The 9,732-nt window shown below is 67.4% G+C and carries 9 protein-coding genes; 6 read left to right on the plus strand and 3 right to left on the minus strand.

The features are described from left to right. The 3 genes from ACQKDV_RS03580 to ACQKDV_RS03590 form a co-directional block, all read left to right on the plus strand. Positions 1 to 1,207: S9 family peptidase (locus ACQKDV_RS03580; protein ID WP_427782417.1), on the plus strand; the 1,207-nt coding region annotated here is incomplete at its 5' end. After that, a complete protein-coding gene (locus tag ACQKDV_RS03585) occupies positions 1,204 to 1,623 on the plus strand; it encodes an NUDIX hydrolase (RefSeq protein ID WP_427782418.1) in 420 nt (139 codons plus the stop codon). The genes ACQKDV_RS03580 and ACQKDV_RS03585, both read left to right, overlap by 4 nt. A 30-nt stretch (positions 1,624 to 1,653) precedes the next feature. Then, positions 1,654 to 2,220 carry a hypothetical protein gene (locus tag ACQKDV_RS03590; RefSeq protein WP_427782419.1) on the plus strand — a complete coding sequence of 189 codons (567 nt, stop codon included), beginning with the start codon at positions 1,654 to 1,656 and terminating at the stop codon, positions 2,218 to 2,220. Positions 2,221 to 2,343: 123 nt separating this feature from the next. On the opposite strand, the gene ACQKDV_RS03595 is transcribed toward ACQKDV_RS03590, so the two are convergent. Beyond that, the gene (locus ACQKDV_RS03595) at positions 2,344 to 2,631 is read right to left on the minus strand and encodes a hypothetical protein (protein ID WP_427782420.1); all 288 of its coding nucleotides are present in this window, start codon (positions 2,629 to 2,631) and stop codon (positions 2,344 to 2,346) included. A gap of 142 nt (positions 2,632 to 2,773) precedes the next feature. Here ACQKDV_RS03595 and ACQKDV_RS03600 point away from each other — a divergent pair, with 142 nt between their 5' ends. Next, positions 2,774 to 4,384, plus strand: a complete 1,611-nt coding sequence (locus ACQKDV_RS03600; RefSeq protein ID WP_427782421.1) for a hypothetical protein — start codon at positions 2,774 to 2,776, stop codon at positions 4,382 to 4,384. A 54-nt stretch (positions 4,385 to 4,438) separates the two neighbouring features. After that, positions 4,439 to 5,335 carry an oxygen-dependent coproporphyrinogen oxidase gene (gene hemF / locus ACQKDV_RS03605; protein WP_427782422.1) on the plus strand — a complete coding sequence of 299 codons (897 nt, stop codon included), beginning with the start codon at positions 4,439 to 4,441 and terminating at the stop codon, positions 5,333 to 5,335. Between the two features lie 96 nt (positions 5,336 to 5,431). Here the strand turns inward: hemF and ACQKDV_RS03610 are convergent, their stop codons facing one another. Together ACQKDV_RS03610 and polA are read right to left on the minus strand one after the other, a co-directional pair. Further along, entirely contained in the window at positions 5,432 to 5,914 is a 483-nt protein-coding gene (locus ACQKDV_RS03610; RefSeq protein ID WP_427782423.1) for a DUF421 domain-containing protein, read from the minus strand. A gap of 352 nt (positions 5,915 to 6,266) precedes the next feature. Continuing rightward, on the minus strand, positions 6,267 to 9,041 hold the full coding sequence (gene polA / locus ACQKDV_RS03615; RefSeq protein WP_427782424.1) for a DNA polymerase I: 2,775 nt from the start codon (positions 9,039 to 9,041) through the stop codon (positions 6,267 to 6,269). Between the two features lie 98 nt (positions 9,042 to 9,139). Between polA and ACQKDV_RS03620 the strand changes: the two genes are divergently transcribed. Then, positions 9,140 to 9,424: a DUF2782 domain-containing protein gene (locus ACQKDV_RS03620; protein WP_427782425.1), complete on the plus strand. Its 285-nt coding sequence runs from the start codon at positions 9,140 to 9,142 to the stop codon at positions 9,422 to 9,424. The last annotated feature ends 308 nt before the right edge of the window (positions 9,425 to 9,732 follow it).

Genomic DNA, 9,732 nt, shown 5'->3' on the forward strand with positions numbered 1-9,732 from the left:
CTGGGGCTTCAACGATTTCGGCTGGATGGCCGACGGCCGCACGCTGTGGCTGCTGTCCGAGGAATCGGGCTACTCGCACCTGTACACCCAGGCCGGTTCGGCCAGGCCGCAGGCGCTGACCAGCGGCAAGTGGGAAACCTCCGCGCCGGTGCTGTCGGCCGATGGCAAGGGCTTCTACTTCCTGTGCAACCAGCAGGCCCCGCACGACTATGAAGTCTGCGCGGTCGACACCGGCAGCCGCCAGGTGCGCGAACTGACCAGCCTCAACGGCGTGGAAGACTTCTCGCTGTCGCCCGATGGCCAGCAGCTGCTGGTGCGCTACTCCGCCGCCTACCTGCCGGCCCAGCTGGCCGTGGTGCCGAGTGCCGGTGGCCAGGCGCGCGTGCTGACCGACACCCGCACCGCCGAATACAAGGCACGCGAGTGGATCCAGCCGAAACTGGTGGCGGTACCGTCCAAGCACGGTGCCGGCGTGGTCTGGGCCAAGTACTACGAACCCGAGCACAAGGAGCCGGGGAAGAAGTACCCCATCGTGATGTTCGTACACGGTGCCGGCTACCTGCAGAACGTGCACCAGCGCTACCCGGCCTACTTCCGCGAGCAGATGTTCCACAACCTGCTGGTGCAGAAGGGCTACATCGTGCTGGACATGGACTACCGCGGCAGCGAGGGCTACGGCCGCGACTGGCGCACGGCCATCTACCGCAACATGGGCCACCCGGAGCTGGAAGACTACAAGGACGGCCTGGACTGGCTGGTCGACACCCAGCAGGGTGACCGCGAGCACGCCGGCATCTACGGCGGTTCCTACGGCGGCTTCATGACCTTCATGGCGCTGTTCCGTTCGCCGGGCACGTTCAAGGCCGGTGCCGCGCTGCGCCCGGTGCTGGACTGGCAGAACTACAACCACGCCTATACCAGCAACATCCTCAACACCCCGGACATCGACCCGGAGGCGTACCGTACGTCCTCGCCCATCGAGTACGCGCAGAACCTGCAGGACAACCTGCTGATCGCCCACGGCATGATGGATGACAACGTGTTCTTCCAGGACTCGGTGCACCTGACCCAGCGCCTGATCGAACTGCACAAGGACAACTGGTCCATCGCCCCGTACCCGCTGGAACGCCACGGCTACGTGCGTGCCGATTCCTGGCTGGACCAGTACAAGCGCATCCTCAAGCTGTTCGAGCAGAACCTGAAGTGAGCGACGCCGCGGCCACGATCCACATCGTGGCCGCGGTCATCCTGGATGACCGCGGCCGGGCACTGGTGGTGCGCAAGCACGGCGCCGACCGCTTCATCCAGCCCGGTGGCAAGCCCGAGGCGGGCGAAGCGCCGCTGCAGGCCCTGGCCCGCGAGCTGGACGAAGAACTGGGCGTACAGCTCGATGCTGCCAGCGCGATGGCCTTGGGCCGGTTCGAGGACTGGGCGGTGAACGAACCCGGCCACCGCGTGCAGGCACAGGCATGGTGGGTGCAGGTGGCGGGCATGCCCAGCGCACGCGCGGAGATCGCCGAGCTGGCCTGGGTGCCGCTGCGGCCACCGCATGGCCTGCGCTTGGCACCCCTGAGCGAACACCATATCCTGCCGGCGGTCGCCGCCCTGGCGACGGCCCGCTGATTGCGCGGGCACCGCCTGCAAGGACACTGGATGTCAGCGCCCATTCCCCCGATCCCCGCGCCGCCCGCCACGCCCCGCAGCAACCACTGGGTGGGCCCGGTAGCGATGGGCTCGTTCTGGCTGTGCCTGCTGCTGGCCGTGTACTTCGTGCTGCAGGGGCTGGTCGCGTTGCCCCTGCGTGCTACGCCCTTCTGGCAGCACCTGGTCAGCCTGGCGTGGGAACACCGGGTGGATCGCAGCCTGTGGTGGATGCTGGCCAACCCGGTGGGCGCATCGCTGGGCGCCGCCGTGCTCTGCCTGGCCTCGGCGGCCGCCAGCTGGGGGCTGTGGCGTGAACGCCTGTGGGGCCTGTGGGGCTATGTCTGGACCCTGGTGCTGAGCGCGGCGGCCAACTTCGTGATTGCCTGGTGGCTGGACCGCGTGCTGCGGCAGCTGATCGCGCTGATCGCCGACAACGCCGCGATGGCGCAGGAACTGAACATGCAGCGGTTGTTGTTCACCGTCACCCTGGTCGGCACCTCGGTGCTGTTTGCAGGCATGCAGGGCTGGCTGGCGTGGCGCCTGCTGCGGCCGGACATCCGCGCGCGCTACCGCTGATCTGCCGTCATCGCTGGCCAAGGTGGCCACATGCGCTTGCTTGCCTGCCTGTTTCTGCCTGCATGCCTGGCTTCTGTCGCACCGCCCGCCGTCAACGGCCCCCGCAGTCCTGCAGTACGGTGGCTACCGCAGTGCGGCATTGCACTTGACCCGACGTTGGCGGTGCGAACCCTGCAGGTGAACTGCGATGCAGGCTGTGCCAGCGCCTGTGAGCGTATCGCGCCACGGCGTGCCCTCGTCGCCGATCTGCGCCGGGTTCCGCTGCAGCAGGTGCCGCGCGGCCGCTACCAGACTGATGGTGGCGTTATCGATCTGCTCGACGTCGGCGACGGCTCGCGGGCCCGCCTTCAGGATGGCGCCATCCACCTGCAGCAGGACGCTGAAGCTCTCGTGCTGCGCCAGCTTGGCCATGGCGACCTGCTCAGCATGGATACTCGTAACGGCTACCAGCGTTACAAGCTCATGCCGGGCACGGCACAATGCACGCCCCCGCGCGAGGGCCTTGGTTCGCCGTCGCGTCTGGAGTTTTCCGTTCGATCGTCAAGGAGACGACATGCGTTCACCCCCACCGCGCCGCCGCTGGCTGGCCTGGGCACTGTTGCTGGCTGCGCCGATGGCCGCCGCACAGTCACCGCAGTGTGGCCTGTTCAAGGCCGAAGAAGGAAGCGGCACCCTGCGCATCCAATCAGCCAACCGTGGCGAGCAGAAGCACTTCGGCAGCGCGCCCTCTCCGGTCGCTTTCCAGCAGATCGATGGGAAACTGCAGCTGGTGAACCTTGAATACGGGCTGCCCCGGGAACTGCAGGTACGCGACCGCGGCCGCACGGTCGAGGTGGATGGCACGGTCTTCAACCTGCAGGAGCCGGCAACCTGCGCCGTCGCGGCCGCCGCCGCTGAGGGAAGCTGCCTGGCCGATGCGGCGGCCTGCCTGGACAACCGTCGCGAAGCGACGCCTGCCGCGCTGGAAGCCGCGTGCCGCGAAGGGGTGCCCGGCATGTGCCTGCAGTTGGCCGATCGCTGGCATGACGATGCCAGTGTGCCGGCCAAGCCGGACGCATCCGGACAGAACGCCATCGTCGATGCGGCGTTGGCCGGCATCGAGCTGCCCGCCGCCTGCCGCGAGGGCGGCTTCAGCAACGAGACGCCCGCCTGTGCCGCCGCACTGGAAGACGATCAAGCGCTGCAGGAAAAGATCGTCAGGGCGGTGATGGGCGTGGCGATGGCCGAAGCGATGAAGTCGATGGTGTCCCCGTCGACACCGGTGGTGGTTCCCAGCGGACAGCGCCAGCAGCTGCTGCAGTTGTGCCAGCAGGTTCCGCATGACCGCTTCTGCGCGCGCGTGGCCGAGCTGGCCTGGGAATCGGGCGACCACCTGCAGGCGGTGCAGGCACTGGCGCTGTCCTGCGCAACGGGGGGTGAAGGCGCCGACTGCACCCATCTGCCCGCGCTGCAGGCGTTGGGTCCTGCGCTGAAGCCACAGCCGGCCATCACACTTCCCTGCGGCAGCTTCCAGGCCGATGGCGGCCTGATGGATACGCTGGAATTCGGTGATGCCGGCCTGGTCGGCACCGGCTGGAACAGCCAGCTGCGTGCACGTATCGAAGACGGCGACATCCGCATCCGTCATGACAAGGGCGGCGACTTCGTGCTGCGTCCGTTGCCGGGCGGTCAGTTGCTCGGCCTGGACAGGTGGACCCGCTACCAGGTGTTCACCGCCACCGGCGATGGCGCCACCCGCTGCAGCGCGCCGAAGCAGTACACCGTGCTGCCGCTGCCGCAGGACTGCCCGCAGGCGCTGGCCGACGGGTCTGCCGAGGACTGCTGCGCACAGGGCAGGCTGCAGGGCTGCAACGTGCTGGGCAATCGCCTGGCGATGTCCGGGCAGTGGCCGCAGGCGGCCGGCCACTTCACCACCGTGTGCCGCGCGGGCGTGCGCGAGGGCTGCGAGAACCTGGTCACCGCCCACGAGCACAGCCCCGAGGTGGATGCCCATGCCACGCTGCGGCAGCTGTGCAACGCCGATGGCAGTGGCCGCCACGTCGCCTGCGACGTGCTGGAAACCGGCAACTGGGGCGCGCTGGAACTGGGCCGGGCCCTGCAGAAAGCCATGGAAGACACGGCGGCAGGGGGCACCCCGCCACGCAACTCCAACCGCAAGCGCTGAGCCCGCCAGGGCCTGCCCGCAGCTTTGGGCAGGCCCTGCGGTAAAGTACGCGCCATGAACGAATTCGAGCGCGTGCGCGCCTACCTCATCGACCTCCAGGACCGCATCTGTGCAGCCATCGAGGCTGCCGACGGCCGGGCCCGCTTCCAGGAAGACCTGTGGCAGCGGGCCGAGGGCGGTGGCGGGCGCACCCGCGTGTTGCGCGAGGGTGCGGTGTTCGAGCAGGCTGGCATCGGCTTTTCCGATGTGTGCGGCAGCCGCCTGCCGCCATCGGCATCGGCCAACCGCCCGGAACTGGCCGGCGCGTCCTGGCGCGCCACCGGCGTATCGCTGGTGTTCCACCCGCTCAACCCCTACGTGCCCACCACCCACGCCAACGTGCGCTTCTTCCAGGCGCAGCGCGATGGTGAAGTGGTGGCCAGCTGGTTCGGTGGCGGCTTCGACCTGACCCCGTTCTATCCCTTCGATGAAGACGTGCAGCACTGGCACTGTGTGGCGCGTGACCTGTGCGCGCCGTTCGGCGAGGAACGCTACGCCGCGCACAAGCGCTGGTGCGATGAGTATTTCTTCCTGCGCCATCGCAACGAAACGCGCGGTGTCGGCGGCCTGTTCTTCGACGACCTGCACGGCGACTTCGAACGCGATTTCGACTACCTGCGCGCGGTGGGCGATGGCTTCCTCGATGCGTACCTGCCGATCGTCCAGCAGCGCAAGGACACCGCCTACGGCGAACGCGAGCGCGAGTTCCAGCTGTACCGTCGCGGCCGCTACGTGGAGTTCAACCTGGTCTATGACCGCGGCACGCTGTTCGGCCTGCAGAGTGGCGGCCGCAGCGAGAGCATCCTGATGAGCCTGCCGCCGCGGGTACGCTGGGAATATGGCTTCAGCCCGGACACCGGCAGCGCCGAAGCGCGGCTGGCCGATTACCTGGTGCCGCGCGACTGGGTGTGAGGCCGTAGCGCCACGCGAAGGGCAGCCGAGCGTGGGCTCGGCTCTATGCGGATTTCTGCAGTGTAGAGCCGAGCCGATGCTCGGCTGCTTTCGACGCTACGCGGAGTTCTGCCGCGGGATGATGGTGATGTGGCCGGTGGTTTCCAGCAGCGCCAGTTCGACATCTTCCACGCGCAGGCAGCCCTGCTGGCGCAGCGCGGCTTCGAAATCGGCCGTGCTGACCAGCTCGCGGCGCAGCACCGCGGCCAGCAGGCGGCCGTCGCGGGCGATCACCACCGGCTCGCCTTCGATCAGCCGTTCCATGCGCCGGTTGCGGGTGGTCAACCAACCCACGCCATAGTTGAGCAGGATCAGCGTGGCGGCCAGCAGCAGGCCACCGCCCAGCGAGGTGTCGGTGCCCAGCAGCGCGTTCTGCACGGCATTGCCCAGAAGCACGATCAGCAGCACATCGAACGGGGTGATCTGCCCCAGCGCGCGCTTTCCGCTGAGGCGGACCATGCCCAGCACGACGACATAGACCACCACCGCGCGCAGGATGAATTCCCACCACGGCATCGCCAGTGCAAACAGATCGGGCATTGCGGTTTCCCTTGCGGAGCGGTGTCACAGCCTAGCACTTGGGGTCAGAGCTTTTTGCCCGACGGGTAAAGGGATCTGAACCCGGAAAATAAAAAGCCCCGCTGACCAGGGGGAGGTCAACGGGGCCGGGGAACGGGCGCTTGGGGAGGAGCCCCCGTTCCGAGATCTGCTCCAGGGGATGGGAGAGATCCACAACAGGCGTTGCGCCTGTCGGGAGTTATAAAACCACTCCGAACACTAACGGTTCGTGAAGGGGCCCAATTAATTGTAGGCGCATGCCGGAAACATTCATGTTTGAGTCAGAAAAATCGTACAAATGAACGATTCATGGCGTTTTTAGCCTGAATGCGAATCAGTGCGCCTCATCCCAGTTCGCGCCAACGCCGGTGTCGACGACCAGCGGCACGCGCAACTGAGCCGCTTGCGACATGCGTTCGACAACCTGCAAACGCAAGTCTTCGACAAAACTGCTTTCGGTTTCGAACACCAGTTCGTCGTGCACCTGCAGGATCATCCGCGCCGGCGCACCACTGTCGCGCAGCCACTGGTCCACCGAGACCATCGCCCGCTTGATGATGTCTGCTGCGGTGCCCTGCATCGGCGCATTGATCGCCGCGCGTTCGGCGCCGGCACGCAGGCCCTGGTTGCGGGCGTGGATGTCATTCAGATACAGGCGGCGGCCGAACAGGGTTTCCACGTAGCCTTGGTCACGCGCCTGCTGGCGCATGCGCTCCATGAAATCGCGCACGCCCGGGTAGCGGCTGAAGTACAGCGCCACGTAATCCTGCGCCTGGCCACGGTCGATGCCCAGGTTGCGGGCCAGGCCGAAGGCGCTCATGCCATACATCAGGCCGAAGTTGATGGCCTTGGCCGCGCGACGCTCGTTCGGCGTCACCTCCTCCAGCGTGCGCCCGAACACCTCGGCGGCGGTGGCACGGTGGACGTCGGCGCCCTGTTCGAAGGCGCGCACCAGGCCCGGGTCTTCGGACAGGTGGGCCATGATCCGCAGTTCGATCTGCGAATAGTCGGCGGCCAGCAGCTGGAAGCCCTCCGGTGCCACGAAGGCGCGGCGGATGCGGCGGCCATCCTCGGTGCGGATCGGGATGTTCTGCAGGTTCGGATCAGACGATGACAGGCGGCCGGTGGCGGCGCCGGACTGGTGGTAGCTGGTATGCACGCGGCCGGTGTCCGGGTTGACCATTTCCGGCAGTTTGTCGGTGTAGGTGCTGCGCAGCTTGGCCAGACCGCGGTAGTCGAGGATCACCCGCGGCAGTTCGTGCTGGTCGGCAATCGCCTCCAGCGCTTCTTCATTGGTGCTGGGCTGGCCCTTGGGGGTCTTCACCACCGCCGGCAGCTTCAGCTCATCGAACAACACCGCCTGCAGCTGCTTGGGCGAATCCAGGTTGAAGCTGCGCCCAGCCAGTTCGGTGGCCTTATGCTGCGCGGCCAGCATGCGCGAGGACAGGTCGTGGCTCTGCCGGCGCAGCTCATCGGTATCGATGCATACGCCATTGGCTTCGATGCGGGTCAGGACCGGCACCAGCGGCATCTCGATGTCGCGGTACACGCTGTCCAGTGCCGGTTCGGCCAGCAGTTGCGGCTGCAGTGCGTGGTGCAGGCGCAGGGTGATGTCGGCGTCCTCGGCCGCATAGCGGCTGGCTTCGTCGATGCCCACCTGCGAGAACGGGATCTGCTTGGCGCCCTTGCCGGCCACGTCCTCGAACTTGATGGTGGTGTAGCCCAGGTAACGCAGGGCCAGCGAATCCATGTCGTGGCGGGTGGCGGTGGAATTGAGCACGAAGCTCTCGAGCATGGTGTCGTCGTGGTAGCCCTGCACCTCCACGCCATGGCGGCGCAGCACATGCAGGTCGTACTTGCCGTGCTGGCCCAGCTTCTTCTTTGCCGGGTCCTGCAGCACCGGGCGCAGCGCGTCGAGCACCTGCTGCAGCGGCAGCTGTGCCGGTGCGCCCGGATAATCGTGGCCGACCGGGATGTAGGCGGCCTTGCCCGGCTCGACCGCCAGGCTGATGCCCACCAGGCGCGCACGCATCGCGTCCAGCGCATCGGTTTCGGTATCGAAACTGACCAGGTCGGCCTGCTGCACGCGCTCGACCCAGGCCTGCAGCTGCTCGCCGGTCAGTACGGTTTCGTAGTCGCCCGGTGCGGACAGCGCCGGGTCCAGTTCACCGGCAGCCGGCGCCTCGGCGCTGACGCGGGCGAAACCAGCGGCGGTGCCGCGCAGGCTCGGCGTGGCTTCGCTTGCGGCAGCCGGTGCCGGCAGCGGGCCGCCCAGCTCCTTCAGCGCCTGGGTGAAGCCGTAGCGGGCGTACAGTTCGCTCAGCACCGGCACGTCCTGCTCGCGCAGCGCCAGGGTGGCCGGCGATGCGTCCAGCTCGACGTCGGTGCGGATGGTCACCAGCGCGCGGTTCAGCGGCAGGCGCTCCAGCGCCGCGCGCAGGTTCTCGCCGATCTTGCCCTTCATGGTCGGCGCGGCTGCGATGACGCCGTCCAGGTGCTGGTATTCGGCCAGCCACTTGGCGGCGGTCTTCGGCCCGCACTTCTCCACGCCGGGCACGTTGTCCACGGTGTCGCCCATCAGCGCCAGCAGGTCGACGATCTGGTCGGCACGCACGCCGAATTTCTCCATCACCGCCGCGTCCGAATCCATGCGGCTGCCGGTCATGGTGTTGACCAGTTCGATGCCGGGGCGGACCAGCTGGGCGAAATCCTTGTCGCCGGTGGAAATGGTGACCTCCAGGTCCTGCGCCACGCCCTGCAGGGCCAGCGTGCCGATCACATCATCGGCCTCCACACCGGGAATGCGCAGGATGCTGATGCCCAGCGCCTCGACGATGCGGCACATCGGCTCGACCTGGCTGCGCAGTTCATCGGGCATCGGCGGGCGGTTGGCCTTGTACTGGTCGTACAGGTCGTCACGGAAGGTCTTGCCCGGGGCATCGACGACGAAGGCGACGTAGGCCGGACGCTCCTTCAGCGTGGAGCGCAGCATGTTGACCACGCCGAACAGCGCGCCGGTGGGCTCGCCCTCTGCATTGGACAGGGGCGGCAGCGCGTGGAACGCGCGGTACAGGTAACTGGACCCGTCGATCAGGACTAATCTGCTCATGCGACGATTCTACGCGCCCGTGCCTGCACCGCGGCGACACGGCCACGACGCAGCGATGGGGCATAATCGAGGCCCGACCGCTGCAAAGGCCCTGCCCGATGAAGACCCTGATGCTGGCTTCCCTGCTCCTGCTTGCTGGTTGCACCAGCATGGGCGGTGCGGGCGCTCCCCCGGTTGACGTCAAAGGCGCCGATGTGTCCAGCCGGACCATGGACAACGGCGATGTGGTCGAGGAATACCGTGTGTCGGGCCAGCTGCGGATGGTCAAGGTGACCCCGTCGCGCGGCGCGCCGTACTACATGTACGACCAGAACGGCGATGGCCGCATGGACAGCAGGAAGGACGGCGTCTCGCCGGTGTACTGGAAGCTGTACAGCTGGTGATCCGCATGGGATCCGCTGCCGGGGTCAGAGCCCTGTCCGATGGGAAGGGATCCGACTCCGCCCATGAGGCGGGTGGATCCACGCCATGCGTGGATGGATCGTCGTAGGCGGCAAATAAAGTTGGCGCCGGCATGCATCCTGCACATCGGTGCCGGTGCACGAACGGCTGGCTGCGCAGGCAAGCCAGTCGTGCGCAGGCTCCGGGCGGTGGCCAGGTATACCGCTACGCGCAGGTCGCGGATGCTGCAGGGACGCCAGCGCCTGATCGCCCCCCGTTCACAGTCCGGTTCCTCGGCCCCCGCCACGCG

The sequence above is a fragment of the Stenotrophomonas sp. NPDC077659 genome (assembly GCF_050268705.1).
Lineage (GTDB): Bacteria > Pseudomonadota > Gammaproteobacteria > Xanthomonadales > Xanthomonadaceae > Stenotrophomonas.